Origin of the sequence: Empedobacter sp. UBA7620, from assembly GCF_002484185.1 — a bacterium.
Lineage (GTDB): Bacteria > Bacteroidota > Bacteroidia > Flavobacteriales > Weeksellaceae > Empedobacter > Empedobacter falsenii_C.
This window is the reverse complement of the sequence record NZ_DLJI01000060.1, coordinates 115,951-139,185: the sequence shown is the minus strand read 5'-3', so window position 1 is coordinate 139,185 and position 23,235 is coordinate 115,951. Positions and strand designations below refer to the sequence as shown.

Sequence of the window (23,235 nt, the reverse complement as noted above, 5' to 3'; positions counted from 1 at the left end):
AATGCTTTTGTATAAGATATTTTTTCATACAATCAGATATTTTTATAGGTTTACAATTCGTTTGTAAACCTTTTTTATTTATCACACATGAAATTGAAATCAATTCTACTTATCATTTTTTGTATTCAGGCTATTTTTCTTGATGCACAAGAAACCTATAAAATTACGTATGAACGCTTTTCGAATGGAAAGAAAGTCGAAGAAAATAACCCCATACAAGTTATTGCGAATACAAAAGAAACCGTTATTGGAAAGCAACAAAGTTTTAGTAATTCTTCAAATTATCCTGATGAAATGTTTTATTATACCAAAACAAATCCATCAATTATTTCCTTGATTACACAATTTGACCCGACTAATTCTATTATTACAAATGATTCTGTCGCGTTCAATAAATCTGTTTTCACGATTTCTAAAGAAACAAAACGAATTTTAGGTTTACGTTGTAAAAAAGCGACGACAAATATCAATTCGAATACAATAGACGTTTGGTTTGTGGACAATATGGAATTGAATGCCTCTCCAACAATGGTTGGAATGAATTTAGGTTTTGTGTTAGAACTTACACGAAATAATAATTCAACTATTCGAGCTTCGAAAATAGAACGCGAAAAAGATTTGATTCCAAGTCTATTTATCCAAAAAGAATTGCATCAAAATCGAGTTGATTTATTGACATATAAAGACATTATTTGGAAAAGTAAATTTGTTGATATTCCACTTTTATCTCATCAACAAGTTAATTTTAGTAAAGATTTTTCGTCAAATGATTCGATTTATCGCTTTGCAAATGGAACAGTTGTAGTCAGAAAAATTAAAATTCCTCAAATTAAAGAAGGGAGTCAAGTTTTCTTAAAAGTTTCGCAACAATCGAATGGCGATGCTTACGATAGAACAGGTTCTGTATTTTTGATTCCGCGTGATTCTAAAATTACGTTTATGGATGGTTTACAAAAAGGAATCAACGAATTACCTGTTTATACATCGGCAAATAATAAAAAATACCAAGGTTATTTTTTGACAGAAAATTATTCGCCAACGATAGAATTAATGCGCTTTTTCACACCTTTTGGAATTAATAAATTCAATCATATTCAATTAAAAAATCAAACTTGGGAAACCGAAGCAAAATATCGTCAAGAAATCACAGAATTTCAAGGTTTATTATCTAATCAAGAAGTTTTGATTGGTTTCTTCATTGGAAATTATGATCAAGGCGGACATACAATTACTGCTAATATTTCTATTCATCCGTCAAGTTCAACGACAACGTTGCCTATCAAAAAAGTTTTACCAATTTTCAATACTGCAAATGTGATGGAAATGGCTGGACAGGAATATCCTACTTTGTTCGAAAATTCGAATGGTTTTACAGTAGAATTCACGTTGAAAGAAGATTACAACAATGCTAAATTGCGTTTTACAACAACTGGACATGGCGGTTGGGAAAATGGAGATGAATTTGTTCCAAAAGAAAATAGTATTTTTCTTGATGGACAAAAAGTATTTAATATAGTTCCTTGGAGACAAGATTGTGGTTCTTATCGCGCTTACAATCCAGCTTCTGGTAATTTTGATAATGGTTTGTCATCATCCGATTATAGCCGTTCTAATTGGTGTCCAGGAACAATTACAAATCCATATTTTATTAATTTAGGAGATTTGAAAGCTGGAAAACATAGCATACAAGTGAAAATTCCGCAAGGAAAACCTGAAGGAAATAGTTTCAGTTATTGGAATGTTTCTGGTGTTCTTTTAGGAGAATAATTTTTTTGGAGCAAAAAGATTTATTAAACGTCTTTTTGCTCTATTTTTTTATGATTTATCAAAACCATTAACCAATCTACAATATCTTGATATACTTCATCTTTGATAGATTCATTCAATATTTCATGTCTCAAGTTTGGATATAATTTCATTGTTACATGTTGAAATCCATTTTGCTTTAAATCTTTATACGATTGCAAAACTCCTTTACCAAAATCACCAATTGGATCATCTGCTCCACTCACAAAATAAATAGGTAAAGATTGCGGTATAGCTTTTGCCCAATTCTTTTTTGTTGCTTGTATATTTAAATTAATCAAAGTATAAAAACCGTTAACAGTGAAAGGTATTCCGCAAAGAGGATCTTTCAGAAAATTTAAACGATTTAACTCATCTAAACTAAGCCAATTAGTCTCATGAAAATTTTCTTCATTTTGAAAATGTTTATTATTCGATTTTGAAAAAATAGTATTAAGTAATTGACTTCTTTTATGAGGAATCAATTTATTTAGAAGACTTAAAAAACTACTCAATAATTTAATTCCAGGAATTCTACCTCCTGTTCCCATAATTATAGCACCATCAAAGTGGTCTCCATATTCTTGAAGTAGGCAACGTGTTATAAACGATCCCATTGAATGCCCCAAAATAAAATGTGGTAATAAAGGGTATTCATTCTCTAACAAATTAGCTAACTCTTTTGCCGTATTTATTAAATTTTCTTTTGGATTATCTAAGCAGAAAAAACTGTAATCTTCTTCTATTTTAGCTGTTTTTCCATGTCCTAAATGATCATATAACAAAACTAGAATTCCTTTGTCAGCCAAATACTTTGCAAAATTTTCATATCGCCCACTATGTTCTTGCATACCATGGACAATAAGAAACGTAGCTTTAATCTCATTTTCTGGAAGAATTACTCTATAATAAACATTCTTTGGTATTGACATTTTTATTAAGATTTAATTATTAATTTACAGTTTTACTTATTCAAAATCAACATTTTTATGAATAAACCATTGACTTTTTTAACAAATTTCAAGCCGATAAATAAGATCTAAAATTTCTAATTTTTACAACTAAAAAAAACGAGGTAAATAAAAATTAACCTCGTTTTTTTTATAATGTACGATAATTTTACTTTTTCGTTTTAATTGTATTCTTATAAATCTGACCATCTTTAATAATCACTAAAAAGTTTTTATCAGGATTAGCAATTAATGATAAATCTTTCAACGGATTTCCATCAACCAAAATCAAATCTGCTAAAGCTTGTTCTTCTACAACACCTAATTTCCCTGGATATGGACTTCTTAAACCAGATAATTGCAACAGTTCTCCATTATCTTGTGTTATCATTTTCAGAATTTCAGCATTTGTAAACCATTTTTGAAGACGTAAAATATAACTATTTTGCTCATCATTCAACTCAGGTTCAAACAAGAAATCCGTTCCCCATGCGAGCTTCACACCAAGTTTTTTTGCTAATGGCCAAACTTTATCTTGACCATCCAAAACTGGTTTACGTTTTTCTTTTCGCTGCTCGTCCATGTTTTCATTATTATCCATCAAATTTTGAAGGCTTAACCAAACACCTTTTTTAGCAAGAATTTTCAAAGTTTCTTCATCTAACATTTGACCATGCTCAATTGACTTCACTCCTGCTTCCACAGCGCGTTGCACAGCTCTCGGCGTATAGGCATGTACCATTACATACGTTCCCCAATCTTCAGCAGCATCAACAGCCGCTTTCATTTCGTCAAAAGTATATTGCGTAACATCAATCGGATCATAAGCAGAAGACGTTCCACCACCTGCCATCAATTTGATTTGACTCGCACCAAAGCGTAAATTTTCTCTTGTTGCTGTCAAAACTTCATATCTTCCATCAGCAATAAAAGTAGCTCCTAATTCCTCTGCACGAGATGCTTTTCCAAAAAAACGACGCGAACGTTCATCAGGAGTTCTAAAATCTCCGTGACCAGCCGTTTGACTAATCGTTGCTCCTGAAGGCCAAATTCTAGGTCCTGCAACTTTACCTTTATCAATGGCTAGTTTCAAAGGAAAAATTGGTCCTCCAGCATCACGAACACTCGTAAAACCTCGCATCAACATTTTGTGGGAAGCTTCGCCAACTTTATTCATTAACATTTCTTCTGACATATCTGGCGACATCATTTGCGCCATCGTCAATGAACCAAATACCATGTGTACATGAACATCGATTAAACCTGGCATCAACGTTTTTCCTCCTCCATTAATTTTTACAACATCTTGATTAGGTGAAGAAATTTTTGCAGAACTAATTTTTTCAATTTTTTGACCAGAAACCAAAACATTCATCGGTGATGTTAATGCTTGAGTTTGATGATCTAAAATTCTAACATTTTCAATCAGAATCTGCTTTGTTTGAGCAAAAGTAAAAGTGGTAGCGAGAAAAAAAAGTGCTATTATCGACTTTATTTTCATAATTTATTGTTTAATTGCCCTAAAGATACGTTGAAAGTGTGTATTTGAGGATAAAAAAAGATGATTTCTTAATTAAATGAAAACAATTCTTTTCTAAATCTATTCTATCTCCTAACCTTTAGCTAAATCTATTATTTTCTTAACTATTGTGACAAGTACCACAACCAATAATCCTGCAACTAATGCAATCAAAGCTTCGCTAATCATCATTGGAATTGCTGTAGGTAAATGATGATGAATATAATCGATGTTGTGAACAAATATTCCGCCTGAAACCAATAAAAGCGCAACAGTCCCTACAAATCCTAAAATTTTAATCACATAAGGCAATGCATCAACTAAAAAGTGTCCTAATTTAGAAACAGCTCCTTTGTCATGTGATGCTTTTATCAGTTTAAAACCTGCATCATCCATACGAACAATTAAAGTTACAATCCCGTAAACGCCAATAGTTGCTAAAATTGCAATAAACGAAACTGTAAAAACTTGTGTCAACATTGGTTGTTCCAAAACTGTACTCAATGCAATAATCACAATTTCTATCGAAAGGATAAAGTCCGTTATAATAGCAGATTTCACTTTTGATTTTTCCGAAACTTGTTTCTTATCTTCTACTTTATCTTCATGAATAACTTCTGAACCTTTTTTTGGACGGTGAAAAATAAACTCGATTATCTTCTCTACACCTTCAAAAGCTAAATAAAAACCTCCCAAAATCAAAACATATTTTATCACTTCTGGCATATAATGATTTAGTGTCAAAACAATTGGAACAATAATTAATTTATTGATAAAAGAACCTTTTGTAATTGCCCATAAAACAGGTATTTCACGCGAAGACAAAAATCCCGTCGCTTTCTCAGCATTTACAGCCAAATCATCTCCTAAAATTCCTGCTGTTTTACTCGCTGCCACTTTACTTGTAACCGCTACATCATCCATCAATGCTGCAATATCATCTAAAATTGCAAATATTCCTGAAGCCATATTATTGTTATTTTTTGGTTCGTAAAAGTAAAAAATAATGACAAATCTTTACAGATTATTTTCATGTTCTTTCAACGATTCATTTCAAGCAAATTGAACTCCAAATTTTGACTATAATTCTGATTAATTTTGAACTAAATTAAGTTCTTTCGGAAACTAATCATTAATTTTAAAGAGGAATACATTAAGCTTATAAAATGGAAAATTCTTTCGATCAGTTAAAAAAACATATGCAAATTTTCACTTCAATTTCTGAAGAAGAATTTCATGATTCAGTCCAATATTTTGAAGAGTTTTCGGTGAAGAAAAAAGAAATGATTAAAAGAGCAGGAACAATTAGTACATATAATTATTTTATTGTTTCTGGATGTATTCGATTATTTTTCATCAATCAAAAAGGTGTAGAACAAACCATTGATTTTGCTATCGAAAATTGGTGGTTGACAGATTTGTTTTCTTATATCAATCAGCAAAATTCTGAGTTTTATATTCAAGCTGTAGAAAATTCTATCATTATAAAAATGAGTAAGACAAACGAAAAAATTTTATGCCAAAAACACCCTATTTTCAATTCATATTTCAAACAAATTTATCAAAAAGCAAATGCTGCTGATCAAATGCGTTCCAAATATTTGAAAGAGTTTTCGAAAGAGGAGTTTTATCTTCATTTCAAGAAAAATTTTCCTGAGTTTTTACAACGTGTTCCGCAATATTTATTGGCTTCTTATTTAGGTTTCACACCCGAATATTTAAGCGAAATCCGAAAGAAAGAGTTTTCTTAAACCAGTTTAATTTTATTGAATAAATAATCGACGAACTTTGTTAAAAATTAAGAAATGAAATCACGATTAAACATTCAAAAATTAGAACCAAAAGCTTACGAAGCGATGTATGGTTTAGAGAATTTTTTAGCAAATTCTGAATTAGATAAATTGTATTTAGAGCTTATCAAAATCAGAGCTTCACAAATCAATGGTTGCGCTTTTTGTATTAATATGCACACCAAAGATGCGATGAAATTAGGCGAAACAAATCAACGTATTTTTTTGTTGAATGCGTGGCGAGAAACGACACTTTTTACAGAAGAAGAACGTGTAATATTGGCGATGACCGAAGAAATTACAAATATTAGTCAACATGGTTTATCAGAAGAAACCTATCAAAAAGCTTTGGCACTTTTTTCTGAAAATTATATTGCGATTATCATTATTGCAATTACCACGATTAATGCCTGGAATAGAATTGCGATCAGTTCTCATATGATGGTTTAAAATTTTAGCTTCAGAAATCTGAAGCTTTTTTTGTCTAAAAATCGGCTTTCGGACTAAAATAGTTTAATTTTGAGTCTTGAAGTAAAATTGATATGAATATTTACGATTTAATTGTTGACGATAAGGAAGAAATTTCTTTGAATGATGTTTTTTTAGATGATCAAAATCTTGCGCAAGTAAAACAACTTATCAAAGAACATCGATATATAGAGGAATTGAGCAAATATAATTTACCTGTCAATAATAAAATTTTGTTACATGGATTTTCGGGTTGTGGAAAAACAACAACTGCAAAAGCAATTGCAAATGAAATCGGAAAACCTATATTGATTCTGAATTTAAGTAATATTGTTTCGTCAAGAATCGGTGAAACTTCACAAAATATTCGAATGCTTTTTGATAAAGCTGCTCGTGAAAAAGCAATTCTATTTTTGGATGAGTTTGATCAAATCGGAAAAGCGCGTGGAAATGATGACAAAGATGTTGGCGAAATGCGTCGTTTGGTGAACACGGTAATTCAATTAATTGATTATTTACCACAAAACTCATTATTGATTGCTGCAACAAATCATCCACATATTATTGATGTCGCATTGTTGAGAAGGTTTCAGTTAAAAATTGATTTCAAAATGCCAACTTCCGAAATGTTAGATGTTTATTATGATAAACTTTTAAACGATTTACCAAAAGATATTCAATCGCTTAAACGACAATATAACGTTTCATTTGCCGAAGCAAAAGATTATGCTCTTACAAACGCAAAAGCATTATTGATTGAAAAATTAGAACGTCAAGTAAATTCTTAAAACCCAAATATGGAAGACGAATTAATTTATTTCAGAGAACTTTTGGATACTGATGTTGCGCGACTTTTCGAAATTTATTCGAATGCAGAAGCCATGAAATATCGCGAAACCGCACCAATGAAAACGATCGAAGATTCGTACAAAATGCTGGAAAGAAATAAAGAAAAAAAGAATTCTGGATATGAATTTCGTTTTGCTGTTATCGAAAAATCTTCTGAAACCTTGATTGGTACTGTGATGTTTCAACCTGTGCACGACAAAGCTATAATTGGCTATTCCATTGATGAACAATTTTGGAACAAAGGTTATGCAACACGAATTATCAATCTGATTTCGAAAGAATTGAAATCGAAAAAATATATGCTGATTGAAGCTTGGGTAAAAAAAGAAAATATCGCTTCGTCTAAAGCTTTATTAAAAAATAATTTTCAACAGATTTCGCAAACAGTTTATCCAAAAAATCATCTTTTTCAATTAAGATTTACCTATTCTTAAGTTTTACTTAAGATAAATCTTTAAGCGTTTATTTCTAAAATCATCGCCCTATTTTTGTATCAGAATAAAATTTCTGATCATGATTTTTACTATTTTTCTCCTATTTATTGGAGCAATTTTAGCATTTTGGATAAGTGCAATTTGTGGCGGTGGCGCAAGTTTAATCTTAATTCCAATCCTCAATCTTATTATTCCAACTTCGTTAGTTCCTTTTTCATTAACAATCGGAACATTTACAAGTTCTGCCTCTCGAATAGCGGCTTTCAGAAAATCTGTACATTGGAAAATCTTCTTTTGGTTTGTGCCATTTTCAATTCCAGCAGTTTTAATGGGTGCTTATTTAATCAAATTTATCAACCCAATTTATTTGCAAATTATTGTAGCTGTATTATTGATTTCAAATGTTCCACAATTATTTCTAAACAAGAAACAACAAGATAATGAAGAAAAACCTTCGTCAAAATATATTTTAGCTATTGTTGGTTTTTTAGCTGGATTCGTTTCTGGAATAACAGGTGCAATTGGTTTATTATTCAATAGATTTTATTTAAAATATGGATTAACAAAAGAAGAAATTATTGCAACACGAGCTGCCAACGAAATTATACTTCATATCATAAAATTAATCATTTATATTGTTCTTGGTTTATATTCAAAAAACGCTTTATTACTTGGATTGACGATTGCAGTTGCCTCAATTATTTCTTCTTATACGGTCAAATATATTTTACCTTATTTTAGCGATTTTATTTTCAGAAAAGTTGGCTATGCGGCAATGGTTATTTCTGGAATTACACTTTTTTATACAAGTTCTCAAAAAATCATTCAAGAAGATAAAGTTCAACTTACAACAACAAGTAAAGGTGACGAAAATGAAACAACTTTGAAATGGCGAAACAGTGATTTTGTGATGGAATATTCGTTAGATGGTGAATTTGAGATTGAACGTCCAATTCAACCGAATGAATTACCTGAAAAATTATTGAAAAAATACAATGAAATTTTACCTAATTACGATAAAATCCATCTCGAAAAAGTATTCAAAATTGGAGAAGATAGTTATGAATTTTATTGTTACAAAGGCAATAAACTAACCAAATTTGAACTGAAAGAATAGAAGATTGAACAATTAATTTTTACGAAACATTATTTTTGATAAATTATTCTTAAGTTTAGCCAACATTACTATAAAAATTTATGAATACAAAAGATAATCCCAAACTAATACGAGCTTGGATTTCTTACGATTGGGCAAATTCTGTTCATTCTTTAGTTATTGCCTCTGCTATTTTTCCGGTTTATTATACTTTAATGACCTATGATGCGAACGATCAACCGATCAAATTTTTAGGATTATTACCAGAGTCCGCATTCAATTTTTCATTGGCAATTGCTTTCTTTTTTGTGATTGTTTTGTCTCCTGTTTTGTCTTCAATTGCAGATTTAATCGGAAATAAAATAAAATTTCTTCGCTTTTTTTGTTATTTAGGGTCGTTCTCATGTATCGGAATGTTTTTCTTCACATCGAGCGATTTAGTTTGGTTAGCTTTATTACTCAATATCACCGCAAGCATAGGTTTTTGGGGGAGTTTAGTTTTTTACAACGCCTATTTACCAGAAATTGTCTCAGACGAAAAAATGGACAAAGTTTCCGCTCAAGGTTATATGTTTGGTTATATTGGTTCTGTCATTTTATTGACGATTTGTTTAGCAATGATACAATTCGCCCCAGAAGAACAACAAGCTATGTTTACTCGAATAAGTTTCTTATTAACAGGAATTTGGTGGTTAGGATTTGGACAAATTGCATTAAGCAAATTACCAAATCACAAATATGATCGTGAAATTCCGAAAGATATTATCAAATCAAGTTTTAGAAATTTAAAACATACCTTCAAAGATCTGAATCAATACAAAAATATTCGTGTTTTTTTGGCTGGATTTTTCTTTTACAGTTTAGCAATGCAAACTATCTTTTTGATGGCGGCAATGTTTGGAAGTTCAGAAATAGGAATGGAATCTTCAGAATTGATTATGACCATTTTATTAATTCAAATTGAAGCTGTTTTAGGGGCATGGTTATTCTCTTTTCTATCAGGAAAAATAGGAAATAAGAAAACCTTATTAATCGGGATTTTTATCTGGATTATTACATGTATTATTGGTTATTTAATTAATAAAAATGATCCTAATGTAAAAACTCAATTTTACGTAATGGCTGCAATGGTTGGTCTTGTAATGGGAGGTTTGCAAGCTTTATCACGTTCTACATACGCCAAATTATTACCAGAAACAGAAGACACAACAACCTATTTTAGTTTTTATGATGTGTTCGAAAAATTTGCCTTATTTTTAGGTTTAGTTATTTATGGATTATTGATTGAATATTCTGGCGGAATGAAAGCTTCGGCTCTTGCAATGGGCGTTTCGTTTGCGATTAGTTTCATTATTTTATTGTTCTATAAAATGGAGAAGAAATAATAATATGAATATCTATGAAAAAGATTACATTACTATTATTATATTATCTATGTCAAAGTTGTGCTGATAAAAATAATTCTTTTGATGAATTTGATATAACATATAGTAATTTTTTTCAAGTTTATAATTCAATCAAATTAACTAATAGTGACACTGTATTTATTAGAAAATATTATGAAGATTTCGAATTAAAAAATCCATATTATCACAAGGATTATTATGCAATTTTAAATAAAACTGATCGAGATAATATTAATAAAGCAATTGCAAATATTAATCTATATAACTATGATTCAGTTTACCAAAATAAAATTATTATTGATGGATTTATTTATAGAATATATTTAAAAAAGGATGATACTGAAAAATCTATTTTCGTTTCTAACAAAATGCCTCCAGAAGAATAAAATCAATTGAAACAATTAATATTAAAATCTGTTGATAATTTGAAGCTATTAAAAACAGATAAGAATTTTAGTATAAAAAGTCAAGATATTTTCCCTGAACCAGAGAAAATTACGTATTAATTTTCAAATAAAACTAAACCCCAATATTTTAATCAATATTGGGGTTTAGTTTTAAAAATTATAACCTTCCTTTTTCCGAACTACTTTTTGATTGTTCTATCGTAAATGATTTTCCGAAATTGTATCGAATTCCAACACGATAATAACGAGCGGATTGTCCTGTATAAACAAATTTTGTATCGTTACTAAAACTTTGATCTTGCCAAGCTCTATCTTTAAATACATTATTTACATTAAACGAAACTTCAAACTTTTTATCCAGAAATAACGCTCTCAAACCAAAAGCTGTACTCCAATTAGCACGACTTCTTGACATCGCATCAATTGTTTTTGTTGAATAATTTGTAGTATGGTTAAATAATAATGTTTTAGATTTATTCAGTTCTAAATTATTTGTCAAACGAAATTCTCCATTAAATCCATCCAATGTATAATTATATTCTGGAATAATTCCTTTCGTTTTTTTGTAATACAAATCAATCGCTCCATTGACTTTCCACCATTTTACAAGCTTGAAATTTAGATTTTCACTAATCCCAAAACTCTCCGAATCAGCATAATTATATGGAATCCAATTTTGTGTATTTTCTGTTGGATTTACAACCACAATTTGATTGATTTCATCCGTAGAATTTCTATAATATAACGTTGTAATTGCCAAATCTTTGTATGCATATTCCAACTCATAATTATACGAATAAGAAGGTTTTAACTTCGGATTTCCTTCTGCAAAAGAATAAGGCGAATAAATGGTACGAAACGGATTCAATTGTCCCATAAAAGGTCGATCAATACGTCGCCCAACATTTATACTTAACGAATGATTTTCAGCAGGTTTATACATCAAATAAGCCGTTGGGAATAACCCATCATATTTATAGGTATCATGTTGATTTTCTTGTGGAGAAAAACCTTTTGCATCAGTATTTTCGTATCTCAAACCAATTTTTGCTGACCATTTTTCTGAAATATCTTTTTCGATACTCGCATAAAAAGCTAAAATATTTTCGTCATAATAAAAACCATTACTCAACTTTTCATCATAAACAGGCGTTCCAGAAGATGTGTTGTAAAATAAATTATCGCTATTATTTTTCGTCCAACTGTAACGTCCACCATAATTTAGTTTCCAAGTATTAACGGGGTGTTCCATATCAATATTCAAACTATAATTATTTGCTTTTTGATCAGACAAACTTTTATTTCCTTGATATTCTGCTGTATTTTCAAGATCATTTGAATCAAAAAATCGGTTAGAAGCTACACTTGTATTATTGTTATTAAAATTAACCCAATCAAAATCAAAGGTTAATTTTTTCCCGATTGTATCCATTTTATAAATCACATGATAATTCAGTGTATTGTATTTCGTGTTGCCTTTGCTCCCATTTCGATCATTCAAAATATAACTCAACAATTCATTTTTATCCAAACTATTTATCGTTGTTTTCGTACCACCAGTTCCTTTTCGATTTCCAGCATATAAATCAAGTGTAAAACCAGTTGTCAACTTCTCCGAAATTTTATAATCTAAACCTAATTTTCCGCCAATATTTCTATTTTTTCCACTATTTTTTTCTCTTTCGGTCCAAACTTCATTGGTTTTTGTGAAATAAATATCAGATTGTCCAATTCCGTCATATTCTCCAAAACCACCAAAAATATTCGAAACTAATGTCCATTTATTTTTTCGGTAATTAAACGATGCACTATTGTTCCAATATGGTTTGTTATAATGTTGCAATGACGATGACAAACTCCCATTCCACGAGTCTTTTTTACCAGATTTTAATACAATATTTAGAATTCCACTATTTCCTATTGCTTGATATTTTGCGGGCGGATTTGTAATTACTTCTATTTTCTCGATATCATCTGCGCGAAGCGTTTTTAAATAATTTATCAATTGATCACCAGACATTTCCAACAAACGATCGTCCACCATCACACGCAAATTACTTTTACCAATTATCGAAACAACATCATTATCAACCTTCACACGAGGCGCCAATTTTAGCAAATCTAACGCATCTCCACCTTTTGCTCCTTCCGCTAAATCTGCATTAAAAACAAGTCGATCAACTTTCTTTTCAATTAATTTTTTCTGACTTTTTACAACTGTTTCATTTAATGTAATATTTTCAGTTTTTGGAATAATAATAACGCCTAAATCTTGATTTTGTCCACATAAAATTGTTTGAGTATGAAGCAAAACACCAGCTTCTTCTATTCGAAACGTATAATTTCCTTCTACTAAATCAACTGTAAAAGTTCCTTTATCATCAGTTGAAATTTCATCAATAATTTGATCATCTTTTAAAATAATAACATCAGCCAAACTAACAGGCATTTGATTCGTATATTGCAAGCTTCCTTTATATTGTTGTTGCGCAAAAATCGAGGTCGAGGCAAATAATAAAATTGGTATGTATAATTTAGACATATTAGGTTTGTTTACTATAATGACGTGTGAATTACAGAAAAGTTACATAGAAAATGAATAATAATTGAATTTGTCTTTAAAAAATAAATTAACAATGATTTAATATTTAAAGAATTTTACTACATTTCAAAAAATAATTACAACTGATTAAAAAAATATAAATGAATGGATTTTAATGAATTAAAAAACAAATTAGTGCAATCAACCAAACAAGCCTTTTTGAAAATTTATAACGAAAATCCTTCCCAAGACCTTTATGCTTTTGCCTTGTGCAATAACGACTCGAAAATAGCTATTCATCCTTCGGCAAATTCTGTAGAACATTTGGAAAAAGTTTCGGATGAAGACGATTTTTGTTACTACAAATACGAGCCTTCTGAATGGAAATATGATTATTTAGGAGCTGAAAACTCTTTTCAAGAAATCAATCAAATGTGCAAAGAAATCGTTGATGAACACGATGATGACGAAGATTGGTTTTATCAATTTCAGAATAAAATTAATGAAAAATGTATCGAAGTTTTAGAAGAATTAAAGAATGAAAATTTCTTTTCTAAATTAATCGGTAAAGATATTTTCTTAAACTTTTCTGTGATTGATGATGATTTGAACGTAGAAAAACAACAAAAAATTATTACTCAATTGAATGATAATTCATACAAAGAAGATTATTTTGAATGGATGACAACTTGGGGTAAAAACAAAAAAAGAGCTTTATAAAAAGCTCTTTTTTTTGTTGAATATATTTCTAAAAATTTTAGATTTCTTTTCTCAATCTCGCAACCGGAATATTTAATTGTTCACGATATTTTGCAATTGTACGACGAGCAATTGGATAACCTTTTTCTTTTAAAATTTCAGTTAATTTTTCGTCTGTCAAAGGTTTACGTTTGTCTTCATCTGCAATTACATCTTGCAAAATTCGTTTAATTTCGCGCGTCGAAACTTCTTCACCTTCATCATTTGTTAACGATTCTGAGAACAAATCTTTTATCAAAAATGTTCCGTAAGGCGTTGTGACATATTTAGAATTCGCTACACGAGAAACTGTCGAAATATCCATTCCAATTCTGTCTGAAATATCTTTCAAAATCATCGGTTTAATTTTCGTTTCATCTCCTGTTAAGAAATACTCTTTTTGAAATTTCATAATCGCTTCCATTGTGTACAAAAGCGTGTTACGGCGTTGCTGAACCGCATCAATAAACCATTTCGCAGAATCTAACTTTTGTTTGACAAACATCACAGCTTCTTTCTGTTGATTCGATTTATTTTCGGTTTTTTTGTATGTATCTAACATTTCTGCAAACGCACTCGAAATTTTCAATTCTGGTACATTACGTCCATTTAACGACAATTCTAAATCGCCATCGTTGATATGAATCGTAAAATCTGGCGTTATTTGCTCTACAATTTTACTACTACTCGAAAATGATTTTCCTGGTTTTGGATTCAAACGTTCAATCTCCGAAATTGCATCACGCAACTCATCATCATCCGCATCATATTTTGCCATCAATTTCGAATAATGCTTTTTCGTAAATGCATCAAACGATTCTGAAATTAATTTTTCGGCTAATTCTACTGCTTCTGTTTGATTTTTATTTTCTAATTGAATCAATAAACATTCTTGCAAATCACGCGCACCTACACCAACTGGATCCATTCGTTGAATATAATTAATCAACAAATTTTCGACCTCTTCTGGCGAAGTGTAAATATTTTGCGAGAATGCTAAATCGTCAACCAACGATTTAATATCACGACGCATATAACCATCATCGTCAATATTTCCTAAGATAAATTCAGCAATTTGAAATTGTTCCGAAGTTAATCGATTCGTATATAATTGCGATGTCAAAAACTCGATAAAGCTCTCTCCTTGCGCGTAAGGAACAGATTTATCTTCGTCATCATCACTATAATTATTCGTATACGTTTTATAATTTGGGATGTCATCATCGCTCAAATAATCATCAATATTGATATCACTTGTATCAATCACTTGCTCGTCGCCAAAATCATCACTCTGATTGTCCCATTCTTCCTGCTCTCCTCCGTAATCTTCGTCATATTCAGAAGATTGATCATCCAAAGCAGGGTTTTCTTCCAACTCTTCCTTTACGCGTTGTTCAAAAGCAACCGTAGGAAGTTGAACCAACTTCATTAATTGGATTTGTTGTGGCGATAGTTTTTGTTGTAATTTTAAATTTAATTCCTGCTTTAACATATTTTGGGTTTTGGCTTATATAAAAAACGGATTTAGCTTAAAGTTACAATTTTTAAGCATAAATCCGTAAAAATATTTTGATTAAAATTCAGCGTTATTCGGTGTTCTAGGGAAAGGAATTACGTCACGAATGTTACCCATTCCTGTAACGAATAATACCAAACGCTCTAAACCTAAACCGAAACCTGAATGTGGCACAGAACCGAAACGTCTTGTGTCGCGGTACCACCATAATTCTTCTTTATCGATTCCGAATTTTTCCATTTTTTCGTCTAAAACTTCTAAACGTTCTTCACGCTCAGAACCTCCGATAATTTCTCCTATTCCAGGGAATAAAACGTCCATTGCACGAACTGTTTTTCCGTCATCATTCATACGCATATAAAATGCTTTGATTTCTGCAGGATAATCAAATAAAATAACTGGCGTTTTGAAGTGTTTCTCAACTAAATAACGTTCGTGTTCTGATTGTAAATCTGCTCCCCAACCTTCGATTGGATATTTGAATTTACCTTTTTTATTTGGTTTAGAATCTTTTAAGATATCAATTGCTTCTGTATAAGTTAAACGAATGAATTTGTTATTTAAAACATATTCTAAACGCTCAATTAAACCTAATTCAGAACGCTCTGCTTCTGGTTTTTGTTTTTGTTCTTTGTCAAAACGTTCAGCTAAGAATTTCAAATCATCTTTACACGTTTCCATTGCATAAGTGATAACAGATTTCATAAAATCTTCTGCCAAATCCATATTTTGATCTAAACGGAAAAACGCAACTTCTGGTTCAATCATCCAGAATTCAGCTAAGTGACGAGAAGTATTCGAGTTTTCTGCACGGAAAGTAGGTCCAAATGTATAAATTTTCCCTAATCCCATTGCTGCAGTTTCTCCTTCTAACTGTCCAGAAACCGTTAAGTTAGTCGATTTACCAAAGAAATCTTGTGTATAATCTACTTTTCCTTCTTCGTTTTTAGGCAAGTTTTCCATATCCAAGTTTGTGATATGAAACATCTCTCCTGCTCCTTCAGCATCAGATCCTGTAATAATTGGTGTGTTGATGTAAACGAATCCATTTTCGTTGAAATACTTGTGAATTCCGAACATTAACGCATTACGAACACGCATAGTGGCAGCAAAAACATTCGTTCTGAAACGTAAATGTGCTTGCTCTCGCAAAATTTCTAAACTGTGTTGTTTTGGTTGTAAAATAGTTCCTTTTAAATCATCAGATGGCGCAGTTCCTAAAATTTTGATTTCTTTCGCAACAATTTCAATATCTTGACCTGCTCCTTCACTTTCTACCACTTCTCCTTTAACTTGTAAAGAAGCTGCTGTAGAAATTTGTTTTATAATTGATTCGTCAAAATTTTCGAAATCTACTACTACTTGAATATTATTAATTGTAGAACCGTCATTCAACGCGATGAAACGATTACTTCTGAACGATCTTACCCATCCATTTACAACTACTTCCTGTAGCAACAAATCCTTGCCTTTTTCTAATAAGGCTTTAATTCCGTACGATTGCATAATTTTTTAATTTATCCTTACAAATTTAGTTATTATTTAAAGTTATAAAAATTATAGGCATAATTTTTGCGAATATTTTTCAACCAACCTAAAAATCCTTTATAATTTCAATGAAAATGTAAAGGATTTTTGATTTTAGTTTATTTTTTGAAGTGAAATTATTCTAATTCTTAGATTCAAAACGCAAAAGAATTTCATTTATTCTTTGAATAAGAACTTTATCAGAATTATTATTTTGAATTAAATAATCTACATAATTTTTTAATTCGTAAAATTGACTATCAGTTTTAATTTGATCTTTCTCAATTATCTTTTCGATTCTTTTAAAATATGATTCAAAAATATCAATTTCATAATTGGTTGTCTTTATCAAATATTCATTAAAACCAAAATCTCTATCTTCGATAAAATCAGACCTTAAATCTTTAAACCAGTTTTTTAAAATAGTTAATTTTCCTTTTGAATAATATTCTTCTGCTTGAGTTTTTAAACGAAAATATTCATCTTTCATTTCATTATTAAAGGCAAGATGAACAATATAATAATCTAAAGTCGCAACTACTAAATCTCTATACTTTTTAAGTTCAAATTCTTTATCCATAATAATTAGAATTGTAATTGAATATTAGATGAGATTCTGAAACGAGTTCAGAATGACAGCATCCTTATCCTACAAGAAATTCAAATTTACAGTTAATTTTAAGTAGAAATTATCTTGGAATTTTTCTTCTGAATAAGCACCTAAACGATAAAACGCTCCTAAACCAAATGTTTTGAAAATTAAATTGTTTACCTCAACACCTGTTTCGTGATAATAATGGTTCAACGTTTTGAACTCTAAATTTTGATGATCTGCTCTATCTTTCATATCACCCAAAACTCCACGGTAAACGAATTGCGGGAAAATAATTTTGTTTCCAACTTTAACGCCAGCAAAAATATGCTTCAACTGAAATGATACAAATCGATCCGAATAAAATTCACCTGGACGCATTGTTTCGAAATTCGTTAAACCACCTACTCCAAAATTCAAAAAGTCATTTCGTTTTGCATTTCCTTGTCCTTCGTACAAATTCATCAACGGCATTTTACCTTCGACCCAACCTGCATTTACATTAAAATTTGTTTTACCAACTCGCGTATCAAACACATCAAAATAAGAAACATTGAAACGAAGTGGATCATAATCAGAATTGAAAATATCCCAATATTTCGTCAGCGTTGCATAGAAAACAGATTTCCCGCTATTCACCGTCACTTTCCCGTAAGGCGTGCGAATAAACTTGTCTTTTGGCGCAAAACGAATCGCTAATTGCGTGTTATACAAATCGTACCAACCAATATTATTCAGGAAAGAATAATCAAATTCTGCTTGCTGTTTTTCATAATTCGCCGAAATATTGAAAGTTACATTTTTGAAAATATCTTGTTCATATCCAAACGAATAGCGTTTATATGAAAAATATTCGTGGTTATAAATATTACTAAAAGCTCCAGAAATTAGACGTGTATAATTCGATTGCAATAAAATTGGCGTTTTCCCAGAAGCCGAAACATCTTGCGAGTATTTTGCAAAAATTCGACCCGAATAAGGTTTGTTTACATAATAATCTCCACCAAATCCAAACTTGAATGTTTCATCTTTGAAACCATAAGCCGAATATGCATTCAATGAATATTTATCGCTCCAATTTTCATTTGTATTAAACGCAGCACCAAGTCTAAAACCTTCGTAATCGTTAAACGCTAAGATTTTTGTTAAATCTAAATCAACTTTTCCTAACGATAATTTTCCGCCAGAATTGATGATTCGCGTCAATTTCATTTGACGTTCTAACTTATATTTATCGCCAATACTATCAATTGTCGTGTACGTATTTCGCTCTTTGTTCGATAATGACGAATCACGGTAATCTTCCATCACATTGTCCCATTTCTTTTCGTTCATATTTTGAAAAGAAATTTCGTCTTCGTAACCTAAAAATTCGTTGCGTTTGAAATGCGCAGGATTCTGAATATCCTTGAAAGTAGTTTCGAGATTAATCCAAATTTTTTCTTTTTTATCAATAAAATCATCGCCAGCTAATTTCTCAGTGATCTTGAAATTACCAGCTTCCATACGATATTTTTGTTGATTCGGTATCCAAGAACCATTGTTCAATTTCCAATCTGCTTCTAATTCGGCAATATAATTTGCACTTGTATTTTCCGCTTCAATCTTAATCAAAGCAAAGGTTCTGTCATCAATCCAAAGCGTTCCTTTAATTTGTCTTTTATCCGTTTTGATCGATGGGAAAAAACTAATAACAGCCGTTTTTCGTCCATCAATAAAAATATCTTCTTTGAAACCATAACGGTAATGCGAAAGACCTTCGCGACTTACTGGATTAATAATTCCTTTGAAGAAAAAATTGATTTTATCTTGATCAAAATTGAACGCAATTGGTTGCATCGCCAAATATTCGTACAAAGGCGAACGCATTCCAGAAATACGAGAAGATTGCACAATATTTTTTAATCCAAAACGCTTCGAAACTTTGTGATCCATTGCACGTTCTCCCAAAAATAAATGACTATTGTCTAATAATTTTTTCCATTGATTATTGACAGAATCTTTGTGATTTTGAGGTTGAATAATAAACGGAATCGAATCGTTATTTACTGTACTCCAAAATTTTGTGTATGATTTTAGGAAAATATTTCCTCCGTTTCTGATTGTATTCTTAGATTGATTGCGAATTGCTTTGATAATCAAATTACGACCAACAGAATCATTTGTTGTAAAACTAACCTCATCCAAACTAATGAAAGAAGGTTTCATCATAATTTCGACCAACTTTTTACCTTCAGTCTGAATACTTTCCGAGAAATATCCGTTCTTGATTACATCAATAAAATGAACAGAATCATTGATATCCAATTCTCCTAATTCGTCTGTTTGACCAAGGAATTGTTTGGTATCACTGTAAACATTAGCACCTGTTAAACGAAATTCGTCTTGAGCATCGAATACTCTTACTTTAATTTGAGCAAATGTGGCAATTGAGATACAGAAATTTAGCAGGAATATATAATTCTTCATCGTTTGAAATTGATTATGCAAATAAATAAAAAAAGCAGCGAAACGCTGCCTTAAAATATTTTTTTTTCAAGAAAGATTAAACTTTCATGATTTCAGCTTCTTTTTTCGTTAAAGCTTCTTCTAATTTCTTAGAAAACTTGTCTGTTAATCCTTGTACACGTGTTTCGTAATCTTTCACCATGTCTTCAGAAGCTTCTTTTACAGCTTTCAATGCTTTGTTCGCATCTTGGCGTGCATTACGAAGTGAAATTTTAGCAGTTTCCATGTCCGATTTGGCCATTTTTACTAACTCTTTACGACGTTCTTCTGTTACTGGAGGAATACTGATAATAATTGTATCTCCATTGTTAGAAGGTGCAAAACCTAAATTAGCATTGATAATTGCTTTTTCTATTTCATGAATTAAATTTCTCTCGTATGGTTGAATGCTCAATGTCATTGCATCTGGTGTATTAACATTTGCAATTTGAGTTAACGGAGATAAACTTCCGTAGTAATCAACACGAACTGAACTTAACATTGCAGGAGTAGCTTTACCTGCTCTTAATTTGTCGAATGCAACCTCTAAGTGACTTACAGTTCCCTGCATTTGCTCCTTAGCCGTTTCTAAAATAATATCTAATTCTTCCATTTCGGGATTTATTTATTTGTTACTAGAGTACCTACGTTATCTCCTAAAATTAATTTTTTCAAGTTACCATCTGTATTCATATCAAATACAATAATAGGTAAATTATTTTCTTCACTCAAAGTAAAAGCTGTCATATCCATTACTTTTAAGTTTTTATCGTAAACTTCTTGATAAGAAATTGTTTCGAATTTCTCTGCTGTTGGATCTTTTTCAGGATCTGCAGTATAAATTCCATCAACACGAGTTCCTTTCAAAATAACATCAGCTTGTGTTTCAATTGCTCTCAAAACTGCTGCTGTATCTGTTGTAAAATATGGATTTCCTGTTCCTGCACCAAAAATTACGACACGACCTTTTTCTAAATGACGCGTTGCTCTTCTTTTGATAAATGGTTCTGCAATTTGCTCCATACGAATAGCCGTTTGTAAACGCGTATTAACGCCAGCGTCTTCCAAAGCTCCTTGCAATGCCATACTGTTAATCACAGTTGCTAACATTCCCATATAATCTCCTTGTACACGATCCATACCAGAAGCAACACCTTGTACACCTCTAAAAATATTACCACCTCCGATTACTATTGCCACTTCGCAACCAAGTTCTGCAACTTCTCTAATTTGTTGCGCATATTGTTTCAGCATATTTGGATCGATACCATATTGTAAATCTCCCATTAATGCTTCACCACTCAATTTAAGTAATATTCTTTTGTATTTCATCTTGTCAAAGGTTTTCTTTTGCAAATATAATTTTTCTATTCTGATTTATCCTAACGTTCGAAAATGTCAAACGCATTTTTTGTTGTAATTGCTGCAATTTCAGCTGGTGTTTGATGATAAATATCGACCAACTTATCGCAAACATGTGTCAAATAACTACTTTCATTTCGTTTTCCACGAAACGGAACAGGCGCTAAATAAGGTGAATCTGTTTCGAGAACAATATGTTTAATATCAAAATCACCTAAAAATTGATCTATTTTACCATTTTTGAATGTTACAACACCACCAATCCCTAATTTCAAATTGAAATCAATTGCGCGTTGTGCATCTTCTTTTGTTCCAGAAAAGCAATGAAAAATTCCGAATAATTTTTCATCTTTCACTTCTTCTAATACTTCAAAAACTTCGTTGAAAGCATCACGGCAATGAATTACAATTGGTAAATTCTTTTCTTTTGCCCATTCAATTTGTGTTTTAAAAGCATCTTGTTGCGTTTGTAGAAATTCTTTTTCCCAATACAAATCGATTCCGATTTCGCCAATCGCCTTAAATGGTCGTTTATCAATCCATTCACGTACATGAGCCAACTCCTCCTCTATTGTATCTGGATGAACCGAACATGGATGTAAACCCATCATCGCAAACATCGAATCTTGATGTTGACTTTCTAATGTCAACATTCTCTCCGTGTAACTTTTATCAATTGCTGGCAAATAAAATCTCCCTACTCCATTTTGTTTTGCTCGCGCAATTACTTCATCTATATCATTCTCGAATTGCTCCGAATATAAATGTGTATGTGTATCAATTAACATGTTTTATTTTTGATTTCAAAAGTTCTTTTTCAGCAGAAAAATCAAGTTGATTTCCTTTTTCTAATTCATTCATCAATGCAATCGTTTTTGCTAAAAACTGTTGATGATTGTCTGATTCTTCATTAAAAGGACGATGATTAATCGCTGAAATAACTTTGTTTATTTTTTGAATAATTGTTTGCGTTGATTGCTCGAAATAAGTATCCGAAAATTTTTCCCAAATGTAATCAACGGCTTGTTTCGATGGATGAATCAAATCTTCTTTGAAAAAACGATAATCTCTCAAATCATCCAAAACCAATTCGTATGACGGAAAATATTCAACATGATTATTTTGACTTAATTGATATAAAGCGTCTAACAATCTCGCTTTACTTACATTATTTTCAATCATTCCATCTTTTGTGTGACGAACAGGGCTAACTGTTGTAATAATGCGAATTGTTGGATTAATTTTCTTCAAATCTGAAACAATTAATTCCAACGATTTTAGATTTTCTTCTGTTGTTAATAATCGTTTTTCAAATTGTTTTGCGTCAACTTTATGACAATTCGCGACAATTTGATTAGACGTTTTCCATTCATAAATCCACGATGTTCCCAATGTAATCATCAGCACATCACAAGAAAGAATATAATCATGAACTTTATCTAAAGTCGAATTTAATTCCTCTAGAACAGCTTCTTTCGTCAACGCATTAAACGACGAATGTACATCGAAACAGAAAAATTCTTCTCCGTTTTGATGTACATCTGCTGTTGTAAAATATTTTTTTTGAATACTTCTTTCGATTAAATTTTGAATAGAATGTGAATTAAAAATCACTCCAAAAGGATTAATTAATCCATCAAACTTTAAATCTGTCAAACGCTTTCCAATTTCATCTGAAAAACAAGAGCCTATCGTCAATATTTTGTGTTGATGATTGAGCTTAAAATCAGAAGATTGAATTTGAAAAGTCGTTCGAAATTGCATTTT

Annotated in this window: 21 protein-coding genes; 9 read left to right on the top strand and 12 right to left on the bottom strand. The window is 30.9% G+C overall.

What is annotated here, in order from left to right:
* Positions 1 to 87: 87 nt before the first annotated feature.
* Positions 88 to 1,767 (top strand): PNGase F N-terminal domain-containing protein, encoded by a 1,680-nt coding sequence (locus B2217_RS16060; protein ID WP_291123173.1) that lies wholly within the window; start codon positions 88 to 90, stop codon positions 1,765 to 1,767.
* Between the two features lie 23 nt (positions 1,768 to 1,790).
* Here the strand turns inward: B2217_RS16060 and B2217_RS16055 are convergent, their stop codons facing one another.
* The 3 genes from B2217_RS16055 to B2217_RS16045 all read right to left on the bottom strand — a co-directional run bounded on the left by B2217_RS16055 (position 1,791) and on the right by B2217_RS16045 (position 5,223).
* Positions 1,791 to 2,717, bottom strand: a complete 927-nt coding sequence (locus tag B2217_RS16055; protein ID WP_286477691.1) for an alpha/beta fold hydrolase — start codon at positions 2,715 to 2,717, stop codon at positions 1,791 to 1,793.
* Between the two features lie 187 nt (positions 2,718 to 2,904).
* On the bottom strand, positions 2,905 to 4,236 hold the full coding sequence (locus tag B2217_RS16050; RefSeq protein WP_180904637.1) for a metal-dependent hydrolase family protein: 1,332 nt from the start codon (positions 4,234 to 4,236) through the stop codon (positions 2,905 to 2,907).
* A 111-nt stretch (positions 4,237 to 4,347) separates the two neighbouring features.
* Positions 4,348 to 5,223 (bottom strand): DUF808 family protein, encoded by an 876-nt coding sequence (locus B2217_RS16045; protein WP_180904638.1) that lies wholly within the window; start codon positions 5,221 to 5,223, stop codon positions 4,348 to 4,350.
* Positions 5,224 to 5,420: 197 nt separating this feature from the next.
* On the opposite strand from B2217_RS16045, the gene B2217_RS16040 reads away from it, so the two are divergent.
* The 7 genes from B2217_RS16040 (at position 5,421) to B2217_RS16010 (ending at position 10,683) form a co-directional block, all read left to right on the top strand.
* Complete coding sequence (locus tag B2217_RS16040; protein ID WP_180904639.1) at positions 5,421 to 6,005, top strand: Crp/Fnr family transcriptional regulator; 585 nt, start codon at positions 5,421 to 5,423, stop codon at positions 6,003 to 6,005.
* A gap of 54 nt (positions 6,006 to 6,059) precedes the next feature.
* On the top strand, positions 6,060 to 6,494 hold the full coding sequence (locus tag B2217_RS16035; protein ID WP_180904640.1) for a carboxymuconolactone decarboxylase family protein: 435 nt from the start codon (positions 6,060 to 6,062) through the stop codon (positions 6,492 to 6,494).
* A 92-nt stretch (positions 6,495 to 6,586) separates the two neighbouring features.
* A complete protein-coding gene (locus B2217_RS16030) occupies positions 6,587 to 7,300 on the top strand; it encodes an AAA family ATPase (protein WP_180904641.1) in 714 nt (237 codons plus the stop codon).
* Between the two features lie 9 nt (positions 7,301 to 7,309).
* Positions 7,310 to 7,795, top strand: coding sequence for a GNAT family N-acetyltransferase (locus B2217_RS16025; RefSeq protein WP_180904642.1), 486 nt, complete (start codon positions 7,310 to 7,312; stop codon positions 7,793 to 7,795).
* Positions 7,796 to 7,874: 79 nt separating this feature from the next.
* Positions 7,875 to 8,912, top strand: a complete 1,038-nt coding sequence (locus B2217_RS16020; protein WP_180904643.1) for a sulfite exporter TauE/SafE family protein — start codon at positions 7,875 to 7,877, stop codon at positions 8,910 to 8,912.
* A gap of 80 nt (positions 8,913 to 8,992) precedes the next feature.
* Positions 8,993 to 10,276: an MFS transporter gene (locus B2217_RS16015; protein ID WP_180904644.1), complete on the top strand. Its 1,284-nt coding sequence runs from the start codon at positions 8,993 to 8,995 to the stop codon at positions 10,274 to 10,276.
* Positions 10,277 to 10,290: 14 nt separating this feature from the next.
* Entirely contained in the window at positions 10,291 to 10,683 is a 393-nt protein-coding gene (locus tag B2217_RS16010) for a hypothetical protein (RefSeq protein ID WP_180904645.1), read from the top strand.
* A gap of 178 nt (positions 10,684 to 10,861) precedes the next feature.
* On the opposite strand, the gene B2217_RS16005 is transcribed toward B2217_RS16010, so the two are convergent.
* Complete coding sequence (locus B2217_RS16005) at positions 10,862 to 13,246, bottom strand: outer membrane beta-barrel family protein (protein ID WP_180904646.1); 2,385 nt, start codon at positions 13,244 to 13,246, stop codon at positions 10,862 to 10,864.
* A 165-nt stretch (positions 13,247 to 13,411) separates the two neighbouring features.
* Between B2217_RS16005 and B2217_RS16000 the strand changes: the two genes are divergently transcribed.
* Entirely contained in the window at positions 13,412 to 13,966 is a 555-nt protein-coding gene (locus tag B2217_RS16000) for a DUF4303 domain-containing protein (RefSeq protein WP_180904647.1), read from the top strand.
* A gap of 37 nt (positions 13,967 to 14,003) precedes the next feature.
* Here the strand turns inward: B2217_RS16000 and rpoN are convergent, their stop codons facing one another.
* The 8 genes from rpoN to B2217_RS15960 all read right to left on the bottom strand — a co-directional run bounded on the left by rpoN (position 14,004) and on the right by B2217_RS15960 (position 23,232).
* Positions 14,004 to 15,476 carry an RNA polymerase factor sigma-54 gene (gene rpoN / locus B2217_RS15995; protein ID WP_115000980.1) on the bottom strand — a complete coding sequence of 491 codons (1,473 nt, stop codon included), beginning with the start codon at positions 15,474 to 15,476 and terminating at the stop codon, positions 14,004 to 14,006.
* 81 nt (positions 15,477 to 15,557) lie between these two features.
* Complete coding sequence (gene asnS / locus B2217_RS15990; RefSeq protein ID WP_180904648.1) at positions 15,558 to 17,006, bottom strand: asparagine--tRNA ligase; 1,449 nt, start codon at positions 17,004 to 17,006, stop codon at positions 15,558 to 15,560.
* Positions 17,007 to 17,169: 163 nt separating this feature from the next.
* Entirely contained in the window at positions 17,170 to 17,607 is a 438-nt protein-coding gene (locus tag B2217_RS15985; RefSeq protein ID WP_180904649.1) for a hypothetical protein, read from the bottom strand.
* A 69-nt stretch (positions 17,608 to 17,676) separates the two neighbouring features.
* Positions 17,677 to 20,088 (bottom strand): DUF5686 family protein, encoded by a 2,412-nt coding sequence (locus tag B2217_RS15980; protein ID WP_180904650.1) that lies wholly within the window; start codon positions 20,086 to 20,088, stop codon positions 17,677 to 17,679.
* A 76-nt stretch (positions 20,089 to 20,164) separates the two neighbouring features.
* Positions 20,165 to 20,719 (bottom strand): ribosome recycling factor, encoded by a 555-nt coding sequence (gene frr / locus B2217_RS15975; protein ID WP_115000990.1) that lies wholly within the window; start codon positions 20,717 to 20,719, stop codon positions 20,165 to 20,167.
* Positions 20,720 to 20,727: 8 nt separating this feature from the next.
* Entirely contained in the window at positions 20,728 to 21,438 is a 711-nt protein-coding gene (gene pyrH, locus B2217_RS15970) for a UMP kinase (protein ID WP_115000992.1), read from the bottom strand.
* Positions 21,439 to 21,488: 50 nt separating this feature from the next.
* Entirely contained in the window at positions 21,489 to 22,256 is a 768-nt protein-coding gene (locus B2217_RS15965; RefSeq protein ID WP_291093290.1) for a TatD family hydrolase, read from the bottom strand.
* On the bottom strand, positions 22,246 to 23,232 hold the full coding sequence (locus B2217_RS15960) for a GSCFA domain-containing protein (RefSeq protein ID WP_291093292.1): 987 nt from the start codon (positions 23,230 to 23,232) through the stop codon (positions 22,246 to 22,248). Before B2217_RS15960 ends, B2217_RS15965 begins: the two co-directional genes overlap by 11 nt.
* Between the last annotated feature and the right edge of the window lie 3 nt (positions 23,233 to 23,235).